Source organism: Komagataeibacter nataicola (assembly GCF_003207795.1).
Classification (GTDB): domain Bacteria; phylum Pseudomonadota; class Alphaproteobacteria; order Acetobacterales; family Acetobacteraceae; genus Komagataeibacter; species Komagataeibacter nataicola.
Map to the genome: position 1 here is coordinate 15,456 of NZ_NIRT01000028.1, position 20,825 is coordinate 36,280.

At 59.7% G+C, this 20,825-nt stretch carries 23 protein-coding genes and 2 pseudogenes; 6 read left to right on the forward strand and 19 right to left on the reverse strand.

Features of this window, described 5'->3' with window-relative positions; genetic code table 11:
- Position 1: 1 nt before the first annotated feature.
- The 13 genes from CDI09_RS13140 to CDI09_RS13200 all read right to left on the reverse strand — a co-directional run bounded on the left by CDI09_RS13140 (position 2) and on the right by CDI09_RS13200 (position 8,303).
- Positions 2-559 carry a S26 family signal peptidase gene (locus tag CDI09_RS13140; RefSeq protein ID WP_078527167.1) on the reverse strand — a complete coding sequence of 186 codons (558 nt, stop codon included), beginning with the start codon at positions 557-559 and terminating at the stop codon, positions 2-4.
- The gene (locus CDI09_RS13145; protein ID WP_078527165.1) at positions 556-1,053 is read right to left on the reverse strand and encodes a DUF2840 domain-containing protein; all 498 of its coding nucleotides are present in this window, start codon (positions 1,051-1,053) and stop codon (positions 556-558) included. The genes CDI09_RS13140 and CDI09_RS13145 overlap by 4 nt, the downstream gene beginning before the upstream one ends.
- Positions 1,050-2,129 (reverse strand): replication initiator protein A, encoded by a 1,080-nt coding sequence (locus CDI09_RS13150; protein WP_078528172.1) that lies wholly within the window; start codon positions 2,127-2,129, stop codon positions 1,050-1,052. The genes CDI09_RS13145 and CDI09_RS13150 overlap by 4 nt, the downstream gene beginning before the upstream one ends.
- Positions 2,130-2,142: 13 nt before the next feature.
- On the reverse strand, positions 2,143-2,394 hold the full coding sequence (locus tag CDI09_RS13155) for a helix-turn-helix transcriptional regulator (protein ID WP_078527163.1): 252 nt from the start codon (positions 2,392-2,394) through the stop codon (positions 2,143-2,145).
- 220 nt (positions 2,395-2,614) lie between these two features.
- Positions 2,615-3,289 carry a DUF2285 domain-containing protein gene (locus tag CDI09_RS13160; protein WP_249034030.1) on the reverse strand — a complete coding sequence of 225 codons (675 nt, stop codon included), beginning with the start codon at positions 3,287-3,289 and terminating at the stop codon, positions 2,615-2,617.
- Positions 3,183-3,449: a transcriptional regulator domain-containing protein gene (locus CDI09_RS18585; protein WP_313143845.1), complete on the reverse strand. Its 267-nt coding sequence runs from the start codon at positions 3,447-3,449 to the stop codon at positions 3,183-3,185. Before CDI09_RS18585 ends, CDI09_RS13160 begins: the two co-directional genes overlap by 107 nt.
- Positions 3,450-3,539: 90 nt before the next feature.
- Complete coding sequence (locus tag CDI09_RS13170; protein ID WP_078527159.1) at positions 3,540-3,803, reverse strand: DUF2285 domain-containing protein; 264 nt, start codon at positions 3,801-3,803, stop codon at positions 3,540-3,542.
- Positions 3,804-3,948: 145 nt separating this feature from the next.
- A complete protein-coding gene (locus tag CDI09_RS13175; RefSeq protein ID WP_078527157.1) occupies positions 3,949-4,218 on the reverse strand; it encodes a helix-turn-helix domain-containing protein in 270 nt (89 codons plus the stop codon).
- Positions 4,219-4,399: 181 nt separating this feature from the next.
- Complete coding sequence (locus tag CDI09_RS18250; RefSeq protein WP_167370233.1) at positions 4,400-4,537, reverse strand: hypothetical protein; 138 nt, start codon at positions 4,535-4,537, stop codon at positions 4,400-4,402.
- A 343-nt stretch (positions 4,538-4,880) separates the two neighbouring features.
- On the reverse strand, positions 4,881-5,204 hold the full coding sequence (locus CDI09_RS13185) for a DUF736 domain-containing protein (protein ID WP_007396851.1): 324 nt from the start codon (positions 5,202-5,204) through the stop codon (positions 4,881-4,883).
- An 18-nt stretch (positions 5,205-5,222) separates the two neighbouring features.
- On the reverse strand, positions 5,223-5,438 hold the full coding sequence (locus CDI09_RS13190; protein ID WP_078527155.1) for a hypothetical protein: 216 nt from the start codon (positions 5,436-5,438) through the stop codon (positions 5,223-5,225).
- Positions 5,439-5,975: 537 nt separating this feature from the next.
- Complete coding sequence (locus CDI09_RS13195) at positions 5,976-6,911, reverse strand: DUF2493 domain-containing protein (RefSeq protein WP_078527153.1); 936 nt, start codon at positions 6,909-6,911, stop codon at positions 5,976-5,978.
- Positions 6,912-7,223: 312 nt separating this feature from the next.
- Positions 7,224-8,303, reverse strand: a complete 1,080-nt coding sequence (locus CDI09_RS13200; protein ID WP_078527151.1) for a DUF7146 domain-containing protein — start codon at positions 8,301-8,303, stop codon at positions 7,224-7,226.
- A gap of 89 nt (positions 8,304-8,392) precedes the next feature.
- On the opposite strand from CDI09_RS13200, the gene CDI09_RS13205 reads away from it, so the two are divergent.
- Positions 8,393-8,668, forward strand: a complete 276-nt coding sequence (locus CDI09_RS13205) for an HU family DNA-binding protein (RefSeq protein ID WP_078527149.1) — start codon at positions 8,393-8,395, stop codon at positions 8,666-8,668.
- A 77-nt stretch (positions 8,669-8,745) separates the two neighbouring features.
- Here the strand turns inward: CDI09_RS13205 and CDI09_RS13210 are convergent, their stop codons facing one another.
- The 3 genes from CDI09_RS13210 to CDI09_RS13220 all read right to left on the reverse strand — a co-directional run bounded on the left by CDI09_RS13210 (position 8,746) and on the right by CDI09_RS13220 (position 13,304).
- Positions 8,746-9,948: a DUF932 domain-containing protein gene (locus CDI09_RS13210; protein ID WP_078527147.1), complete on the reverse strand. Its 1,203-nt coding sequence runs from the start codon at positions 9,946-9,948 to the stop codon at positions 8,746-8,748.
- A 138-nt stretch (positions 9,949-10,086) separates the two neighbouring features.
- Positions 10,087-12,168 (reverse strand): ParB/RepB/Spo0J family partition protein, encoded by a 2,082-nt coding sequence (locus tag CDI09_RS13215; protein ID WP_078527145.1) that lies wholly within the window; start codon positions 12,166-12,168, stop codon positions 10,087-10,089.
- A gap of 236 nt (positions 12,169-12,404) precedes the next feature.
- A complete protein-coding gene (locus tag CDI09_RS13220; protein WP_078527143.1) occupies positions 12,405-13,304 on the reverse strand; it encodes a LysR family transcriptional regulator in 900 nt (299 codons plus the stop codon).
- Positions 13,305-13,521: 217 nt separating this feature from the next.
- On the opposite strand from CDI09_RS13220, the gene metF reads away from it, so the two are divergent.
- Both metF and CDI09_RS13230 read left to right on the forward strand, forming a co-directional pair.
- Positions 13,522-14,580, forward strand: coding sequence for a methylenetetrahydrofolate reductase [NAD(P)H] (metF, locus tag CDI09_RS13225; protein ID WP_078527141.1), 1,059 nt, complete (start codon positions 13,522-13,524; stop codon positions 14,578-14,580).
- A 4-nt stretch (positions 14,581-14,584) separates the two neighbouring features.
- Positions 14,585-15,154, forward strand: a complete 570-nt coding sequence (locus CDI09_RS13230; protein ID WP_236944517.1) for an epoxyqueuosine reductase QueH — start codon at positions 14,585-14,587, stop codon at positions 15,152-15,154.
- A gap of 752 nt (positions 15,155-15,906) precedes the next feature.
- Here CDI09_RS13230 and CDI09_RS13235 read toward each other — a convergent pair.
- On the reverse strand, positions 15,907-16,935 hold the full coding sequence (locus tag CDI09_RS13235; protein ID WP_078527137.1) for a methionine synthase: 1,029 nt from the start codon (positions 16,933-16,935) through the stop codon (positions 15,907-15,909).
- 26 nt (positions 16,936-16,961) lie between these two features.
- Positions 16,962-17,945: a DUF1852 domain-containing protein gene (locus CDI09_RS13240; RefSeq protein WP_078528166.1), complete on the reverse strand. Its 984-nt coding sequence runs from the start codon at positions 17,943-17,945 to the stop codon at positions 16,962-16,964.
- Positions 17,946-18,256: 311 nt separating this feature from the next.
- Between CDI09_RS13240 and CDI09_RS18990 the strand changes: the two are divergent.
- Both CDI09_RS18990 and CDI09_RS13245 read left to right on the forward strand, forming a co-directional pair.
- Positions 18,257-18,458, forward strand: a pseudogene (locus CDI09_RS18990) (IS5/IS1182 family transposase); the annotation flags it as partial.
- 51 nt (positions 18,459-18,509) lie between these two features.
- Positions 18,510-19,306 (forward strand): IS5 family transposase gene (locus CDI09_RS13245; RefSeq protein ID WP_082779839.1). Its coding sequence is split into 2 segments (ribosomal slippage): positions 18,510-18,849 and positions 18,849-19,306, totalling 798 coding nucleotides; the frame shifts between segments, so codons are not numbered across the junction.
- An 80-nt stretch (positions 19,307-19,386) separates the two neighbouring features.
- Here CDI09_RS13245 and CDI09_RS13250 read toward each other — a convergent pair.
- The gene (locus CDI09_RS13250) at positions 19,387-20,295 is read right to left on the reverse strand and encodes a PIG-L deacetylase family protein (protein ID WP_078527135.1); all 909 of its coding nucleotides are present in this window, start codon (positions 20,293-20,295) and stop codon (positions 19,387-19,389) included.
- A 419-nt stretch (positions 20,296-20,714) separates the two neighbouring features.
- On the opposite strand from CDI09_RS13250, the pseudogene CDI09_RS13260 reads away from it, so the two are divergent.
- Positions 20,715-20,825: pseudogene (locus CDI09_RS13260) on the forward strand (IS5/IS1182 family transposase); the annotation flags it as partial.

Genomic DNA, 20,825 nt, shown 5'->3' on the forward strand with positions numbered 1-20,825 from the left:
TTCATTGCCCTTTCGGGGACGGATTGAAGGTCACGGTGACAGGCTGCCTGCTCCCGGACAGAAGCCAGACCGGGGTGGCGCGACCGATGACGGTGGACAGGGGCAACAGGCCAAAATACCGACCGTCGAGACTGCGTGGCTCGGCCGGGTTCATGACGAAGAGCTGGTCTGGAGCGAGGTGCTGGCACCCCTGCCAGACGGGCAATGGACGGCCCCGGTGATCGAGGGATTGCGCATCGCCTGCGAATTTTCCGTCGATGGTGACGCGCTGCCCGGTACGGCACACGGACTGCCCCGCGACAGCCGCTACGGGCTTGAGCAGGGGAACAGCGAGAGGAAGGTAACCGCGCGTTGCAAGCAGCCTCGCCTCGCGCTCGGGCAGGCGGACAGCGACCAGATCACCGACATGCGGCGCGGGAACCGGGTGCAATCGGTAGAGCCCGACGGGCACGCTCGCCGTCTCGTTCCAGATCAGGCGTGGCGCAGGATGAACGACCATCGACGCGCCAACACCGAGCACGGCGAAATAGGTCGCAAAGAACCAGCCACGCCGGGTCATGACATCACCTGCCGCCGCTTGAGCCATGCTGAATGCTGCTCGCGCGTATAGGCACGCGGCTCATGTCCGGCCGTGATGCGATGGTGCAGATGCCGCCAGTATTCGGGCGCCGCATCCGCCGGATCGAGACCCAGCGCCTCAATGGCGTCGACCACCCGAAGCACATGTTCGACCCGTGGCCAGCTATCGACACGCAGGAGGATTTCGCCGCCGGGACGCACGAACGGCAAAGTCTGGAACACTTCGCCAGCCCTGACCGCGCGCACGATATCCAGCCGGGAGACGGTGATACCGAGGTCATTGGACGCCCAGCGCACAAAGGCGAAAACACTTCCTGGCGCAAAACTGGAAATGCGACGGCGGTCATCAAGTATCTGCTCGTCGCTGCAATGCCCGAAGCGCAGCCAGTGTTCGATGCGCCTGTCGATCCAGGTCAGTTCGACATGCGTCAGTGCCGCCGGATGCCGATGGGAGATGGGAGGATGCCGGGTCATGGCCCGTCTCCCGGCCCCGTGAAGGGGGCAATGGACGGGCAAGAGGGGTTATCCGCAGAACGGCGCTTCCCATCAACATAAGAGTTAGAGTCTAAGTTAGATAAGTTAAGGGCCGGAATCGCCGTTTCAGGCCAAAGACTTAGCTGGGGTTTGTGCGTGTGAAGTCCCGATAGTCCTGCGTGTGATGTCCCGATAGTGGATGCGTGTGATGTCCTGATACTATTCACATAATTATCCACAGGATGTGTGGATAAGTCGGTTGGCAGGATGCGCAACAACTCGCGCACGCCGGCACGCTCAATGCTCAGGCGATAGCCTGGCAAGGGCTGGCTGGCGGCGGCACGCCGGATCTGGATGGCAAAGTCCGAGGGACGCATCAGGCTGCCGGATTTCTGGTGCAGATGCCCGATCTCGAAAGTCCAGCCGGTAGGTTGGCGACCCGCGTGTTTGCGGGCCACGCGGTAAAGCCAGCGCTCGATGCCGCCCGTCAGCCGGAAATAGGCCGGGTCGATGGCCAGCACCAGCGACCGGTCGATCACGCCACGATAGAGCCATTCCGGAATGACGATCTCGACACCAGCGGCGCGACCGTTGCGGCTGGCGCAGATTTCCCACTCGGTAATCCAGGAAAACTGCTGCCGTCGCCAGTTCTGGCCGTGGCGGATCGTGGTGGCGACCACGGTGGACTGGAGCCGGGCAAGTGCCGCCCTGAGGAGCCCATAATCCCGCGCCCCGGTCTGTCGGCCAATACCGGTGAGCAACTGGTAGGGGGTGAAGCGCAGGAAGCGTGACGTTGTAAGGCCGAGATTTTCCGCCTCGACAATCTGGCTGGCAGCCCAGATCAGCACGTCAGCGTCCCAGATCGTCGCCATGCCGTGCTCGGGCATCCCGAACACCTCGACGCGCGTGTCCCCTGCCGCGTAGAGGATTGGCGTCGTGCGCTTCGTTTTGGACAGCGAGAAAAACGGTCGCTCCATCAGATCGCGCTGGTCGCGCGGGCTGATCTCGCCACTGGCGACAACGAACGGCAGGAGCCTGCTGCGCTCGCTGGCCGTGAGGGTATGACGGGCCTGCATGTCCATCCTCCCCTCACCGGCGATCAAGGCCGGCGGAGCGGGCCTCGTCATAATTCGGATCAGACGTGGACCGGCAGGCGCTGGCGGCAGCCCAGGCGTCGAGGTCGTCGATCAGGTAGACGACACGACCGCCAAGCTTGCGGAAGGTCGGGCCACTGCCATGGCAGCGGTATTTCTCCAGCGTGCGGGGAGAAAGGCCAAGAATCTGCGCGGCCTGATGTGTGCGCAGGTAGCGCGCCGGTGACGGCGCGTGTCTGTCGAGCATGGTATACCTCCATCTGGTCTCGAAGCGCCGCGGGGATGGTGCGGCGGATCGGGATGACGGTGGCGGAGAAAGCGGGCGTTGGGGGTGGACGAAGATTTTTCGAGGTCAGTGTCCACCCCCGCGCGTCGGAGCGTATGCAGGAGGTGCCGGGCGGAGCCGGACGTGAAGCAGCGTGAGGAAAATGGGGGAAAGCAGCGGGAAGGAGCGAAAACCGGCTATGTTATCGCCCGCGTAAAAAATCCAGATAGCCGCCGCTGACCCGGTTCCGGGCGTCAAGAAGCAGGCGCTCCGCATGGCGACGCGCCGCCGTGTTGCGCCATTCGACCGCCGGTAAAGCGGCCTGCCATGAACGATTGACCGCGATGGCGATATCACGGGTGGTGCCGCCCGCTTCGTGAATATCGAAGGCGAGCAGGAGCTGCATCTGCCGCGCGCGCTGCAGCGGCGTGAGTTGAAGAGCGCGCGGAAGCAGGCCAACGCGCTGACCGCGCTGCCTGCGAAAGAAACGCAGCGCCACGTCGAGACGCAGTTCGGCGGCGTCATCCATCGGCAGAAGCACAGCGGGGCGACCGATGGCCAGCGGGTTCAGAAGCCGGAGGTAAAGATCGCCCGTCGCATCGCCGATCACCAGCCACGTGTCGTCTTCCGCATCATGACGGGCCAGGATGGTTCCGAGCACCGCCGGATTGATCGGGGTCACAATGGCGAAATCCGGTGGCGCGGGTGTGAGGATCAGCGTGGCCGGTGAAACCTCGGGCCGCCAGACCATGCGCCCCTGAGGAGCGGGCTTATCGGGCGCATGGACAAAAACAGAGCCCCCAGCGTTGGGCGAACGCCGCGCACTCGGCAGCGGAATCCACGCCCCGGCGGCCAAGCCGCCGTTGCAGACGGGCATAATCGCGGCGATAGGTGGTGTTACGGCGGAGAAATTCGACGGCGAAACCGGAGCGGTCCAGACGGCTGATATGGTCGCGCAGTTCCGGTGAACGCCAGAAGGATGTGGGCATACGGGCCTCCCTGTCTGTCCCCCATGCGGCAAAAGGGGGAGATTCCATCAGCCAGATCGGAAACGGGAGTGCATAGACCCTGATTTCTTATCAGGGAGAGAAGCGCAGGGCCGATGCGCGAGCCGGGGCGAAGCCCGGCTATTGCAGGCGCGGTTGCAACAGATGCTGGAAACCGGCTTCGGTCATCCAGCGCGCCCGTGCCAGATGCCTGTCATGAACAGCCTTCGCACGCACCGGTTCACGAACCGGATCAATTTCGAACAGCACGGCAACGACTTCGCGCCAGTCCGCCCCTTCTTCTTCCGCAACCAGAAGGCGCAGGTAGAGCCCGAGATGCGCTTCGTCGTAGGCGTTCACCCGTACGGTGAGAGGGGGATGGTCGAGGAAAGACGGGTCGGTCATGGCGGCTCCTCATGATACCGCTGCCAGATCGGTTCGATAACAAAGATCGGGATTGCTGACCGGCCTGGCTCGCACGCCCCGCCAGAAATCAGCGCACGCAAGGGGAAAAGAACGACATGAACGGAGCGGATCAGGAGAAATCCGCTCAGCCACGTCCCCGACCCTGCCGCGTCTGGATATCGGAAGTCTCGTTTAGAAACATGACGCCGCGTCCCTGTCCGGACTCGATGAACAGAATGCCCGCCGCTTCCAGCGCGCGACGGACCTGATCGATTGTGCCCTCATGAACGCCCAGACCGCGTTCGGATTCAAGGCGCTTGAGCGCGGTCAATGCTACGAGGGCCTTTTCAGCGAGCCTTTCCTGTGTCCAGTTCAGAAGTGCCCGTGCCGCCCTTACCTGTCGGCCAGTGATCATCCGCGATCACATCCGACACGCAAGGCCTGCACACCAGAAATACGACTATAATAGTCGCATTGTGAATATTCAACGTCGTTCTTTCCGGACGATAGGAAAAAGGAATCGGCGTCCACGCACCATTCAGGCGGCTCCAGTCCTGTCGGACAAGACCGTCGGGCTGACCAGAAAAAAGCCCCCGTCAGGCGGGGGGCTCGGCATCGCGTCGGGCAAGCGCTTCTTTGAGTTCGCGCTCGATCTGCCGGCGCTCGCGCCGGCTGAGGTGAAAGCTGGTCAGTTCGGCGCACAGCATCTGGATGTGGTCGTATAGCGTGGTCATCGTCCTGCTCCTTTCGTTTCTCGAAGACAGGACGCACGGCTCATGCCGGGGCGGACCGGGTCAAGGATCGCCGCAGGCGACCGGCTCGCCGGCGCGTGGGGGAGCCGATTTTGTTCGGCGTGCCCGGCACGGGTGCGTCGGGCAAAATTGGGGGGACCACGCGTCCTTGACGCGGTTCGCCCTCGCGCATGGTACAATGGGAAGGCTAAGGGAAAGCCTCGTGTTCCTCCTGCGTCCCACGTGGGGCGACCAGGATTGCCACCCACACCCCGGAAAAGCACGTGGAAAAAAAGACCCGGAAGGCCCCGCCCGGGGAGACCGGGCGGGGTTGGGTGTGGGAGGGTCAGTCCCCGTTCCGGCTGCGGGGCCGGGTCCAGATCAGGGAGTAGCCCTCGCCGTCCTCGTCGGTGAACAGGTTTGCGAAGATCGGGGCGGCGAAAGAGGGATCATCCAGCTTCAGGCTCAGATAGGTGCGCCCTTCGCTGGAGCGGCGGGTCCAGGCCGCACCGAGTTCAATCCTGCCCAGATAGACGCGGTAGTTGGGGGCGTTGTCGTTGGGACGGTTGGTTTCGGCCACCAGCCGGACGTTGCGGGCCTGCAGGGCCAGGGTGACGATTTCGCCTTCGAAGCCTTCGCCCACCTTCTTGAAGGAACCGATGTTAGCCATTGTCGTGTCTCCATGCTGTTATCGGGCCGCGACCACCGTGGCCTCGATGGCGATCGACCAGCCGGAGGCGAGCGGCAGAGCACCCTTCAGGGCCGCAGCGCAGCGGAGGACGGCAGGGCCGGAACTTTCTTGTCTCGCGAGGAATGACGGCGCAGCCGTCAGGGGAAGAAAGTTCCGGAACGCCGTTGCGGCCAGCCGATCGAGGCGCAGCCGGTCTTCGGCTAGATCAGCCATCCAACAGAGGCCATGGTGTGCGGACCCGACAGCCCCCCAGGAGAGACGATGCCGGCATGACCGGTCCGACAGGTGGGGAACGTGCGACACAGAAGAATATCGCGCTCGCCCGGTGCGACCGTCTTCCATGCTGGTGACACGGGCTGCGGCCTGACACCCGCCCCCGACTGCCACGTCCCTGCTGCGAACGGTTCGGGCCGCATCCTACGGACCCGTCGTTCCAACGAAGGCCTGCCAGCCGGTTGCCCGCTGGACGATCCCTCCTTCGCCGCTGCTGTTTCGACCTGTTCACCGCCGAGGAAGGGGGCCACCGCCTCCCTCATCCATCGTCCCCGCAGTTGGAATGGGGCGAAAGGTCACGCCCCGCACCCGTTCTCTCCGGGTGGGGCCTCCCGGCGCGCGGGCAGTCCCGTTTGCTTCAACCGGAAGCGCGGGCAACGGGGAGCCCGACGGATACTTCTGATCGATCGACGCTCAGCGAAAAATCGTAAGCAGCGATCATCGTTTTCGGGATGTAGTCGAAAGAGACAATGGCGCTTACGCGCCACTATCCTTGCGAAACCTCCAGACCGGGATGCCTATCTGTTTCGCCTTGTCGGCCAGATTATCCTGAATACCGGAACCCGGAAACACCATGACCCCGATGGGCAGGACTTTCAGCAGGGCGTCGTTGCGCCGGAACGGGGCGGCCTTGCCGTGCCGGTTCCAGTCAGGTTTGAAGGCAATCTGCGCGACATCACGATGATCGGCCCAGCGGGAAGCGATGAATTCCGCTCCCTTGGGCGAGCCACCATGCAGCAACACCATATCGGGGTGCTTCTCCCGCACCTTGTCGAGACGGTTCCAGATCAGGTGATGGTCCTCGTAGTCGAGCCCGCCGGTGACCGCGACCTTCGGTCCGGGGGGCACGAGCAATTCGGTTTCGGCCTTGCGGCGGGCGTTGAGGAAATCGCGGCTGTCGATCATCGACGCCGTCAGGGTGCTGCGGCTGACCAGCGAACCGGAACGTGGCCGCCAGGGCGACATCGTCAGGCGTTCGAACTGGTCGCAGGCCAGGTCGCGGAAGATCTCGTAAGCATTGCGTCGCTCCAGCAGGGTCAGGCCCTCGGCGATGAGGCGCTCCAGTTCCACCGAGCGGATCTCGCTGCCATCCTGCTCCTGCTGGCTGCGTTTCTGCGCCACCTCGTTGCGGTCAAGATCACGCTCTACCTGCCCGACCATGCGGTGAAAGACGTTGACCGTGGACCAGAGCAACGGTTCGAGATCGGGTTCCAGCCGCGTGTCCGTCAGAGTGGCTGACAGGGCGTCGAAGATATCGGCAACCGCGCCCTCGATCTGGCTGGCGTCGGGCAGCGGCCTCGCGTCCGGCTCGTCCTCAAACGGACGGTGGCCGTAAAGCTGAAGTTCCGTCAGCACATGGGCGGTGGAAGAGGTAGCGTGGGCGGGTTCGAAATCGTCCTGTGTGCGGGTCATGGGTCTGTCCTCCGGTTCTGGCCGCGCCCCTCGCGGCCTTTCCGGGGGCGGATAGCGGCAGACGAGGGCCGGGCCGGAACCGCGCAACGCGCGGCCGGAACGCAGTGGAGGATGGCAGGGAGACGGCTATTTTGCTTCGCGATGCAAAGCGCGGCACGCGCGGCGGAAAATAGCCGTCTCCGCCATTGCAGGCCCGGTCTGGCTGACGCCCGCTCCCCTTCCTGAAAGGCCGCGGGCGCGCCCCATCAGGAAATGGGACAGCCCCCGCACGGCAGGAAACGACGATGACCCTCCTCCCTTTCCCGGCCCGCCTCAGTGCGTGACCGGATGCAGGAACCGCACCACGTCCTGCGGGGCAAGCTGGGGATGCAGGATCGCCCGCATCGCCCCACGCCCGAGATAGCGGAGATCATCGTTGAAATCTGCCAGACGCGGTGACAGCACAAGGCATTCGATCCCGGCCTCCTGCGTCCGGGCCTGCAGGGTCATCACCGCATGATCCCCGGCCGGATCATCATCGCGCAGCACGTAGAGGCGGCGCAACGTGAACGGAAACATCAGGGCGGCGAGATGCGCCGAGGACAGGCAGGCGGCCAGTGGCAGAGCGGGCATGATCTCATGGAGCGACAGCGCCGTCTCGATCCCCTCGCCCGCGGCCAGAACGTCGGACACCATGCCAAAGCGTACGGCGTGGCCGAGCAGGTCACCCATCGCCCGACGGGGCATGGCGACGGGGGCCTTGCCTTTTCCGTCCCGCGCCAGCCAGGTACGATGAATACCGGTGACGCGGCCATTCAGATCGGTGACAGCGGCGATCAGCGCGGGCCATGTCTCAGTCGGACTATCGGCATCGACGCGATAGTAGCAATCCGAGTGGAAACGCAGGGACGACAGGTCCGTCAGGCGGGTCAGGTCACGATGCCGCAGCCAGGTTTCCGCCCGTGTGCCCGCAATCGGGCGGGACATGGACCAGAGCCGACGTGCGGCGTCTGCGGTGCCAGATGCCTGCCCCGAAGTATCGTGGCTGAACGCATGGGAACGGCCGCGATCAGGGGCCGATCGTGGCTCGGACTGCGGCAGACAGAGAAAGCGCCGGGCCTCGTCGGCGACATCACGAAAATCCAGCAGCCCGAGGCTTTCACGGATGATGTCGAGCAGATCGCCATGCTGTCCCGTCGCGCCATCCGTCCATTTCCCCGCGCGACCACGCCCGTCCGGTCCACCATGCAGGCGGACATAGAGCGACCGCCCCGGGGTGTTATGAACATCCCCGACCAGCCAGTAATTGCCGTGCCGTCGCCCGGCCGAGAGGTAATGGCGACAGACCGCCTCGGCGTTCTCGGCCAGCCTGCGGGCCAGATCGCCAGCACCCCATGATTGCGTATCTGTCATCTCACCCTCCCTGCAGGCTTGATGCCGCCATGATTCCCCCGTAACGGCAGAGGCAACGGGCACAGGCCCGAATGCAAAAGGATAGTTTCATGAAGATTGCCGATCTGGTCGATCATATCGCCACCACCACCGACACGAGCAAGACCGATACCCGCAAGGTGCTGGACGCCCTGATCGAGGCGATGACCACTGCCGCCAAGGCCGGTGATGAAATCACCCTGCCAAACTTCGGCAAGTTCAAGGTCAGGGAAGTCGCCGCCCGCGAAGGCCGCAACCCGGCCACGGGAGCGACCATCCAGATCGCGGCCTCGCGCAAGCTGGCCTTCACGCCCGCCAAGGCGCTCAAGGACAACCTGAACGACTGACCTGCCGACAGGCAAAAGGCGGCGGACCTCGTCCGCCGCCCCTTCCCCATCATGCCACTTTCTGATGATGGGCGCGTTCATCCGACCTTCTCCATCAGCTTGCGTGCCCTGCCCTCCAGATCCAGTCGTGTGTCCTGGTTGGTCTTCGTACGGGCCAACGCCGTAATTCCCTGTACGAAATCGAACACGCTCTCGGGCTTGCGTCCCTCCTCGTTCAGCACTGTTTCGATGATCCTGGTGGTTTCCGGTTTGGAGAACCCACGACGACGCAGGAAACTTTCCCGATCTTCGTCGGTTTTTGCCACCAGCGCTCGACGCGAGGCCTGAATGCCCGAGACAAACGACGCCGGGCTAGCCGTGGCGAAATTCCGCAGGGCCGGTGTGGCCTGATGCACGAAACGCGAGGCCGCGAACTTGCTATGCCGGATCGTGATCTGTTCGAAATTTTCTACGCCCCACAAAAGGCGGTTTTGACACACCCCACGCAGATAGAATGACGCAATGCCGAGGCTCTTGCTGCCAACTTCGGAATTCCAGGCATAGAAGCCCCGGAAATAGAGATCGGGATCGCCGTTGGGCAGACGCCCGGCTTCGATCGGGTGTGTATCATCCACAAGGAACAGGAACACGTCCCTGTCTGACGCATACAGCGTCGTAGTTTCCTTGGTGATATCCACATACGGATTATGGGTCATGGTGGCCCAGTCGATCACACCCGGCACCTTCCAGTTGGTATCACCTGTGCCGTTACCGGCAATTTTCCGCACCGCACCGACCAGTTCATGGTCCCAGATGCGGCCGTAATCGGGGCCGGTCACGGCGCGCAGTTCTACGCGTCCGTCCTCGGTTTCCAGCGTCTTGACCAGCTCGGCCCGGTGCGACAGCAGCCCGTGCTGCAGATTGATCGCCGCCAGTGGGGCCGGCAGGTTACGCAGGTACGACGATGGCGCGCCGACCAGGCTGCACATCTGGCCAAACGACCAGTGCGTGGGCGCAACCGGGTCATTCTGCCCCGGCACGGTCAGGGTCAGGCGCTCGGCATTGTCGCGCGAGGCCTCGACGCGAATGGCGCGGCTTTCCACCGTACGGGCGGTGGCCCGATCCGCCCGCGCCAGTGTGGCGGCATGCAGGTCGGACAGCGACAGGTAGCGCTCGTCATCGGGCCGCGAGAACCATTCGGACGAGACGCGGGCGCTACGCTCCCCACGCGAAGGATCGATCCGGAAGCTGCCGGACGCGGCGCCACGGGACGCAGGGGGCAGGATGGTGGTTGTGGTCATGGAAAACTCTCCTCTATGCCGGTTATTCGGCACCCAAGGCGAAGCCGCCCTCTCCCTCTTTCCGGGACACCGGACATGAAAAAAGCGGCTTCCGGTCACCGGAAGCCGCTGTCTCAAAGTTCCTAGATCTCATAAGGGCTACTCGGCGGCGATGGCCTCCATACCCTCGTCCACCGTTGCCGTTTCAACCGACACCTGCTCTGCACCACCTGTCGTGCGCAACGCTTCGGGCAGCCAGCCCGAACCATCGAGCAGCCGCTCGGCCTCGCGCGCCATGTCGGGCTTCTTCAGGTGGGCAATACGGTCAGCCGCCTCGTCACCGCGTGCTTCCCGCACCGCCTGCAGGATGCGGGCCTTGGTGACGCGCCCGAGATAGTTCTCGACCGTGGGCTGCCAGCCTGCCTCCACCAGATCGAGGCTGAGGGCAGATGCCAGACGGTCTGCACGCTTGAGACGTTCGGTGACGCTGCGCTGGGACACCGCGCCATAGGCGGGCATGCGCTCGTAGAGCGCGTTGATGCCGAAGGACAGGCAATGCGCTAGCAGTGCCATGCGGCTGGCATCGTCCAGCCCGTCGATCCAGCACCACAGCGCATCCTCGTCCTCGGGCAGATCGTGCTTCCAGCCCTCGTTGCGCTGGCGCAGCGCGTGGACTGGCAGGCTGCCCGGCATGTCGGGCGACTGGACCGGCAGCGGGATTTCCCGGACATAGGCTTCAAGGCAATCCGCACCCGGCGTCTGCCAGTAAACATCACGCACCAGCGTATGCAGGAATTCAGTCAGGGCGATATGCGGGTTGCTGGCAAACGCGTCCCGAAGGGCCAGCGTGCGCCAGGCCGTCAGTTCGGTGAGCAACCGGTCTGGCAGCGGCTTGATCCCGTCTTCCTCCTCGGGTTCGACGTCGGGAGAGATACCGTCGCCCTCCCCATCCTCATCATAGCCATGGCCTGTGGTATCGTCGTCGTGCTGATCATGCGGATGATGACCGTATTCATCGGCGCTGCCCGCATCATCGGTCTCTTCGGGCTCGGCCGGCATGTCCTCGGGCAGGACGAAGCCCCGCTCCACCTGCAGCGTGCCATCACTGTCGAGGCTGACGAACGCCCCCGCCCGCGCCATGTCAGCGGAATCGAACGTCAGGGGCCGTTCTTCCAGGGCAAGAATGGCCTGTTCGATCTCGCCCAGCCGCGCCTCGACCTCGTCCGGATATTCATCGGCCTGGGCGTATTCAGCCTCGATACTTTCCTGCTCGGTATGAAGGGCCTCGAGACGGGCCGTCTCTTCATCGGTCAGGGGCACTTCCGTGCCATCGATCTCGACGAACTGCCGTGTGTGACCCCATGGGAAAGATAGGGCCGTCTCGACCCATTTCCAGCCCTCGGCGCGGATATCCTCTGCGGCTGCATGCAATTTTTCCATGACCAGCCGGTCCACAATAGCCGGATCCTGCAGCCAGCCGCCGTCATCGGCCTCGAACAGGTCGCGCATGACGTGGCCACCCGCTACGATATAGGCCTCCAGCCCGACGAAACGGGCACGGGCATCCGAAACCCGCACGGTCTTCTCCGTCAGCATGCGGCGAATGACATAGGGTTCACGGTTATGGCTCTGGGACACGATGTCCCAGACCTGTTCCTGGCGGGCGTGGTCATCGCTGATGGAAAAGGCCATCAACTGCTCCAGCTTCATGCCATCCTGCTCATAGATATCCAGCAGCGTGTCGGAAACGGTCATCAGCCGCAAACGCTGTTTAACCACGGCCGGTGCGACAAAGAACGCTGCGGCGATTTCCTCTTCAGACATGCCTTTTTCCAGCATGTCACGGAAGGCACGAAACTGATCCAGCGGGTGCAGGGCCACGCGCTGGACGTTTTCGGCCAGGGAGTCGTCCTCGGCGAGAATGGCCGATCCGGCCTCGCGCACCACGCACGGTACCGAGGCCGTCTTTGCCAGCTTCTTCTGCTTCACCAGCAGTTCGAGGGCACGGAAGCGCCGGCCGCCAGCGGGCACTTCATAGGTGCCGGTCTCGGTTCCTTCGTCATTCAAAACGGGACGGACATTCAGGCTCTGCAGCAGCCCGCGGCGCTCGATGTCGCGGGCCAGTTCCTCGATCGACAGGCCGGACTTCACGCGCCTCACGTTGGACTGGGACAGCGCCAGCCGGTTGAACGGGATGTCACGGGACGAACTCAGGCTGATTTTGGGAATAGCGGTCGCCATGGCGAAAACTCCATGACGGGCGGACAGGAGACTCTCTCCCATCCTCTCAACCCGTCACGAAAATCCGCGCAGCCCTCTGACTCTAAAAGCTCCGGACACGCCCAAAATCCGCAGCCTTTTCCCGGCAGGAAACGACAGCAATGGCGAATGTCTGGAATTGAGAAGAAATCAGAGAAACCGGGCAATGTAAAAGAAAAGCACGACCAGGTTTTAATTATGGATTTCGAAACAAATACTTAAACGACCAAAGAAGGTAAAGCAGCGAATTCGATAAAATCCTGCAGATATCGAACCTCTTCATCAGTTTCGCGGTAACCAAGAAATATCTGCTTTGCAATGCCCTTTTTACCAAGCTTGACCGGGTAAAGGTCAAAGCGTGGTGTATACTCTTCCACAAGCCAGCGTGGAAGTGCTGCAACGCCCCTTCCATGTGCCACCATCACCAGCATGATATCCGTAGTTTCAATCTGTTTCTGCTGCCGCGGACCAATACCGGCAGGCTGCAGAAACTGCGTATAGATATCCAGCCGCTCGGACAGAACGGGATAGGTGATCAATGTTTCGCCAGCAAGCTGTTCCGGCAGGACGAACTTCTCATTCCGCAGAGGGTGTTCAGGGCCAACGGCCAGAACGAGTTCATAATCGAATACCGGTGTGAATTTCAGGCCGGGTTTGTAAAGCGGATCAGGGGTGACCACGATGTCAATCTCATTGCTGAACAACGCGCCAATACCGCCAAACTGGAACTTCTGCCGTACATCCACGTCAACTTTGGGCCATCGCTCCAGATACGGAGAGACGACTTTCAGAAGCCATTGATAGCAGGGATGACACTCCATGCCGATGCGGAGTGTACCACGTCCGCCATTTGCGAACTGTTCAAGGCGGCTTTCCGCCAGCTCGAATTGAGGAAGCAGGCGGTTCGCCAGAGCAAGCAGCCATTCGCCTGCCTGATTGAGCACAAGGGAGCGTCCCTCCCGCCGCCATATCTTTACGCCAAGCTGCTGTTCAATCTTGCGGATGGCGTGACTGAGCGCCGGCTGGGTCAGGTTCAGACGCATCCCTGCGGCCGTCAATGAGCCTTCTCGCGCGACTTCCCGAATAATTGTCAGATGATTGCGCTCCAGAACACCCATGGCTTACCTCTCGTAATGCACCAAATTTATATAATCATAAAAATATATCATTTCAGTTCACTTCCATAAATTTTTATCATGATGGCTTACATGATTCTTTCGGATAGTTTTCCATGATCCCGACCGATAATCGTGGCCTCCTGTGCTTTGACTCTGAATACAAATTCGATCTCCTGCATAAGACATGCACGGAAAGAGCCGTTTCCCTGCAACTGACATGACAGACAGACTGAACGGATTGGTGTCGGAACAACGGATCGGTAACCTGCTGTCGTGCAGCCGCGACATGCCGACACCTGCGCTTTCCTTTGAATTCATCCCGCCAAGAACAGAACCTATGGAGCAGCGGTTATGGCAGTGCATCCGGCGCCTTGCACCGCTTTCGCCCCACTTTGTGTCCGTGACCTATGGTGCGGGCGGAAGCACTCAGGCCAGCACTTATGCTACGGTGTTGCGCCTCAGGCGTGAGACTGACCTCGTACCGGCTGCCCATCTGACATGTGTCGGCGCGACGCGGGAGGAAGTCGATGCTGTCGCCCGCAGGTATTGGGAAGCAGGGGTGAAGCACATCGTGGCACTGCGCGGCGATCCGCCTGCCGGCGCGGTCGGCTACACGCCCCATCCGGGTGGTTACGCCTATGCCAGCGATCTTGTCCCAGGGCTGCGTCGCATCGCCGATTTTGACATCTCCGTCGCTGCCTACCCGGAAACGCATCCGGCGGCCCTGAGCCCTGAAGCCGATCTCGACAACCTCAAACGCAAGCTCGATGCGGGGGCAACACGCGCCATCACGCAGTATTTCTTTGATGCTTCGACCTGTCTGCGCTTCCTTGAGCGGTGTCAGTCCGCTGGTATCACCGCGCCCATCATTCCGGGCATCATGCCGGTCTCGAATTACGAGCATGTGGCACGCTTCTCGACGCTCTGCGGGGTCACGGTGCCGGTCTGGCTCACGCGTCTTTTTGAAGACACCGACGGAAACCTGGAACTCCGGCGCATTGTCGCCAGTATCGTGGCGGTGGAACAGATCCGGACCTTGCAAACCAACGGTATCAACGAATTTCATATCTCCACGCTGAATCGCGCGGACCCGACTTTTGCAATCGCCCATATCCTCGGACTGCGGACGACCGGCCGTTGCATGTCGGATAATGTGGCAGATTATTCGGAACAGGAAGAGACAACCGATGAACGAGAAGCCGAGACAGAGTCTGACACCCCCGGACGGGCAGAAGAAGGTGCTTCTCCATTCATGCTGCGCACCATGTTCGGGTGAGGTGATGGAGGCGATGATAGCATCGGGCATCGACTACACGATCTTCTTCTACACCCCGAACATCCACCCCGAGCGGGAGTATCTCCTCCGGAAGGACGAGAATATCCGCTTTGCCGACAAGCATGGCGTTCCATTTGTCGACGCCGACTATGACAAGGACGACTGGTTCGCCCGGGCAAAAGGCATGGAGTGGGAGCCCGAACGTGGTGTGCGCTGCACCATGTGCTTCGACATGCGCTTCGAGCGGACCGCCCTCTACGCCCATGAGCATGATTTCCCGGTCATGACCAGTTCGCTCGGCATTTCACGATGGAAGAACATGGCGCAGATCAACGAATGCGGGCAACGCGCCGTGTCTCCCTATGACGGGCTGTCCTACTGGGATTTCAACTGGCGCAAAGGGGGAGGGTCCGCGCGGATGATCGAGATCAGCAAGCAGGAACGCTTCTACCAGCAGGAATATTGCGGCTGCGCCTATTCGCTGCGGGATACCAATGCGCATCGTCGCAGCCAGGGCCGCCCGGCGATCGAACTTGGCAAGCTGTATTATGGGACGAACGATGACGCCTCATAGCACGCCGCAGGACGAGGAAACGTTTTCCGACACCTCGACGATTATGCCCCCCCTGAACGAGCAGGCCCGTCATGGAACCGGTCCATCCCTGACCTGCGACGATCCGGAGAACGACAATCCTGATGATGAAAGTCCGTTCGGATGCCCATGTTGCATGGTGCCCTGGTTTCGTTGAGCCGGATGAAATGCGGCTCAGGCTTTGACGCACACCATGCCACAGACCCTTGCCGCAGACATCATGCGCTATCTTCAAAGGCCTGATCGCCAGGTACTGTCCAAAGGAGAACAGATATCCCGTTTTGTCGATTTCCTCTCGGAAACTCACAAAATGATCGACTGCCGACGGGAAGAGTATCGAAAGCGTTTGCGCCGGTTCGGTCATGTCCTCAGTGCTGCCTGGCCCATGACAGGTATGGCAAGAGATGTCGAACGCCTGATTACAGCGATGGAGGACATCTGCACACGCCCCTCACGCCTGCCAGGCTTCAGAGCGCGCTGCGCATTTCCAGTCGGGAACGCATCCAATGAACCCGCGAGGGGAAACTCCGACCGATCGCAACCAAGGTCCTAAAGGACCGGGGCACTTCTCGCTGGCGTTGCATAGCGCGGAAGATGTTACGAGAGTGTTGACGTCCCTGGAAATTCTGGCGTCATGGAGGACATGAAGCGCCTCCTGCTTGCCCGAGGGAGAGCGCATCGACATGGTTGTCTCTACCTCTCTCCCTCTTTCGGAATCCACTTGCGGCAGTCTGTCAGGCGGAAAGTTCTCTGCGAACGATTTCCGCACCCGCGCCCAGAGCATGGAGCTTGCCCCGCGCCACGTCACGCGGCAAAGGTGCCATGCCGCAGTTGGTGCAGGGATAAAGCTTGTCGGCGTCGACAAACTGAAGCGCCTTTCGTAGGATATCAGCGACTTTTTCAGGCGTCTCAACCGTGTTGGTGGCCACGTCAATGGCGCCGACCATCACCTTTTTCCCACGAATGAGTTCGATCAGATCCATCGGCACGCGAGAGTTCTGACACTCCAGGGAAATCAGGTCGATATTGGATTTCTGGAGCTTGGGGAAAATCTCTTCATACTGCCGCCACTCTTCCCCAAGAGCATTTTTCCAGTCGATATTGGCTTTGATGCCATAGCCGTAGCAGATATGGACGGCGGTTTCACACTTGAGGCCTTCGATGGCCTTTTCCAGTGTGGCGATGCCCCAATCATTCACCTCATCAAAGAAAACATTGAAGGCAGGTTCATCGAACTGGATGATATCGACGCCAGCGGCTTCCAGTTCCCTCGCTTCCTGATTGAGGATTTTGGCAAATTCCCACGCCAGTTTTTCGCGGCTTTTGTAGTGACCGTCGTAGAGCGTGTCGATCATGGTCATGGGGCCAGGGAGCGCCCACTTGATCGGCTTCTTCGTCAACGAGCGTAAAAACGTCGCATCCTCGACAAAGACGGGCTTCTCACGCGTCACGGCGCCGACGACGGACGGCACGCTCGCATCGTAGCGGTTGCGAATTCTGACCGTCTGACGGTTATCAAAGTCGACACCGCTGAGGTGTTCGATGAACGTCGTGACGAAATGTTGGCGCGTCTGTTCGCCATCGCTGACGATATCGATGCCGGCCCGGTCCTGATCGTCCAGGGTCAGACGCAACGCATCCTGTTTACCTTCTACAAGTTCCTCGCCCTGCAATTTCCAGGGCGACCAAAGCTTCTCGGGCTCGGCGAGCCATGACGGCTTGGGCAGGCTACCAGCCGTTGATGTGGGGAGCAGTGTTTTCATGAAAGATGACCCTGTATTCTGATTGATCAGGCGGCGTAGCTGGCGGACCACTGCTCAAGAGCATGGTGATAGGGTTCGATGAAATTTTCTTCCGTATACTTGCCCTGCGCGGTCGCCAGCTGGGTACGCTCCTCCCGATCGTAGACAATGCGAGTGTTTGAATAATCCTGATGCTTCAGGCTTGGCTTATAACAGTCCGCTGCCGCAGCATTAGCGTTGTAGATTTCCGGACGGTAGATTTTCTGGAAGGACTCCATCGTGCTGATAGTGCTGATAAGCTCAAGCGTGGAGTAATCAGAGAGAAGATCACCGAAGAAATAGAAGGCCAGAGGTGCCGCACTGTTCTTGGGCATGAAATAACGAACCTCCATCCCCATTTTTTTGAAATATTGATCGGTCAGGGAAAATTCGCGCTGTTCAAATTCAACACCCAGAACAGGGTGCTGATTTTCTGTCCGATGATAGGTTCGGTTGGTTGAGACACTAAGGCATATGACCGGAAGCTTTTTGAAATTCTTCTTGTAGGCAGTCGAATTCACAACGCTCTTGAAGAGATTGCCATGCAGATCCCCGTAATTGTGGGGAACGCTGAACTCCGTCTTGTCTTTGTTGTAGTTCGGCAGCAACACGCTGAAATCGTAGTCTCGGACATATGACGAGAAACTGTTCCCAGCGAGACCTTCTATGCGCTTGTTGTGCTTTTGATCGACAATCGTTGTGTAAAGAACTTCGATCAGCGGAAAGCTGTCGTTCTTGCCGGCAAAGGCAAGGTCCATCTCAATGGAAACGATTTCAAGTTCGACGGAGTAGCGATCCCCCATGGAGTTGTCCCAATGCGCCAGGCCATTGAAACGATTGTCAATCATCCTGAGCACGTTGCGCAGGTTTTTCTGACGGCTTTCTCCTCTTGCCAGATTGGCGAAATTGGTCGTGAGACGCGTTCTGTCGGATGGATGATAATTCTCATCGAAGCGAATGCGCTTTATTTCAAATGCAGTTTCCCTGATCATTGAAGCCTTCATCATGTCTGCAGTTAAGAGCCTTACCCGTCTTATGCCGGAAGACTCCATTGAACAGAAATGATTTGATTTCATCAAACCATAAATATCATTCATGGAACGATGTGATCAGGGTCACACCGAAAATGGATAAGTTCAGAGACCGACCTGCCCGCCTTCATCTGACTGCGGAGCAGGTCAATGACTTGAGAGGCGCAGACGTGCTTCTGCCAAACCGCCCCGATGAGATAAAAGAAGTCATCAGGGAAAGAGGCTGCGACAGCAACCAGATCAGGTTATCGCTTGCAGAACGCAATATCACAGCCTGTATTCCGCCGGCGAAGAAACGGAAATCAAAACGACCTTACAATTGGCATCTGTATAAAAAGCGCCATCCGATCGAAAACATGCGTGCAAAGCGGAAAGACTGGCGAAGGAAGGCGACACGATACGACCGCTGCACTCATACATTCATTGTTCGCAATCCACATCGCAGCAAGCGTCATCTTCTACCTCAAAGAATGAATGCTGAGCCTAGGGCCTGTTAGATCTTGAATTTCTTCCCATATTGTAGGGATGGAAGAAGGAGACAGAACAGGCACCTTTACGGACGAGACATGGGCGATCTGGGAACCTCTGATTGAGGAGGTTCGCCCGAGGGGCAAGACGCCGCCACATGATCTGCGGCGGACGATAGCAGCGATTTTCTGGCGTCATGAGAATGGCGCGAAATGGCGGAGTATCCCCGCTGAACTGGGTCCGTGGTGGCGGGCTGCGCAGCTTTTCATCCGCTGGGCGAAGCTCGGCGTATGGGAGCGGCTGCTCGCACTGGTTCAGGAACAACAGGGAGTGGCATTCGGAATGACTTTTCTGGATGGCACAAACATCAGGGCTCACCACAAAGCGGCGGGAGCCCAAAAAAAGGGGCCTCTTTCGAAGAGCGAGACCATCGTGAAGCACTTGGCCGCTCTCGCGGCGGCTATGGCACAAAAGTCTGCGTGATCGCTGATGGACATGGAAAAGCCTTCGGTTTTGCGCTGGCCCCTGGACAGGCTCATGAACTGCCTCTGGCACCAGCCATGCTCGACAGCCTTCCCGCCACTCCCCTGTGGGTAGTAGCGGACAAGGGCTACGCGTCGAACGCCATGCGTGAACGGATATGGGACATGGGAGCACGGCCAGCCATTCCCGCGAAACGTCGCGATGGCCCGGTCGCCTGCCCCAAATGGGCCTATCGGTGTCGGCATCTCGTTGAGAACCTCTGGGCTCGCCTCAAGGAGTGGCGCGCTGTCGCAACCAGATATGAAAAAACAGCAACGTCGTTCCTCGCGGTCATCCACATCGCTGCCGCAGCAGACTGGATCAAGCCCTAACAGGCCCTAATCACGACTCCCGTGAACAAGCAGATTCGCCTCGCACCTGCCCTGCAAGGAGTTAGACACATTGATATACGTCAGCGGCTATTGCTTTCTGAGTTCGAGCCATAACACGTCATAAGTCCCAAGTATCCTGCCAGGGATTCATGAGCAGGAACCACCTGGTTCCCAAATAAAGATTCCACCAAAGACGTTCCATTCCACTCCCTGATTCGATAAAGCGTTGCAAAAACACCCTGGTAACTCTGGGCCCCCTGCCCGAGAACAAGTTCTGAGCCTCGGCGGACGTTGTCCATCATCCAGGCCGGCAACCGCAAGTGATAAGGGTTACGTTTCAATTCTTTCCCGTGACAAAGAAGCGCATCAATAAGATGAGCAACGACCTCTGGAGTGGCACCAACCAGAAGATTTGGGGATTTCATAGGTGCCCAGTATTCAGTTTCCACAACCAGACAGCTCAGCTGAGGGCAGCGTGACAGCGCCGCCATAACCAGCCGGTTCGTACCCACATGCGTACGATTCCAGTCTTCCGCGTGGGGCATAAAAACAATGTCGGGCTTTTCTTTTTGCAGGAGTTCCGCAATCGATCTCACGGCATTAAGCCACCTGCGAGGATTATCACGCGCGGCCGTATCTGTGACATCTGAAAAACCCGTGCCTTCTGGCGCATAAAATGAAAACCCTATGTTGTTACAGGCGTTACGCGCCTCCTCAAGGCGTTCTGACCGTCGACAGAGCAGGCTTCCGGCTGTTACGGCCACGTTCATCACAGAAGCAGACATTTCCCTCATAAGACGAAGCGGTAACGTACCAGTAATGATTTCATCGTCGGGGTGTGGAGAGAACAGGACGCAGCGAGGACCGGACGTAACATGTTGAGTCATCACCGTATGGGCGACGTGCCATTCCTCGCGTTCCGCCGAGGCAAACGTTTCATGTATGGTACGAACATACCGAAGGCACTTTTCAAATGACGACGATTCCATCTTACATCCATCCAAACACACCGCCTGCTGGTGCTGACTATTGAGTAATTTCGCACACAGTCCTCTGCCTTTGGCAAACTATTATATTATAACGTAACAGTTGATTCAGAAAGAGTTCCGCCCAAAACAGCGCCGCGAAGACGTCCCTCGATTTCAGGAAGACACGCAGCTGCCAACAGGGACAGCGAGCCGGCAATCTGAGCGCAAATGCCAGCGTCTCCTGACTTTCGCCAAGCATAGCAATATAGCATATTGCATATATCAAAACATCTACTGATTATCGCGCCTGTGCCGTGGAACGAAATGCCGTAGGAATGTTACAATCCGATCGGTTACCAGAAGCCGGTGTCCGCTGGCAGCATCTGACGCGGCTAGAGGGTGTTATGTACTTTCGTTCCTGATTGGTGCAGTAATGAGGGATGGCACCCGCACGCAAACCGTATCCCTCTGATGTATCAGACGAAGAATGGTCTCTGGTCGTTCCGTATCTGGTCCTGATGCGAGAGGACGCGGAACAGCGGCGGCATGAT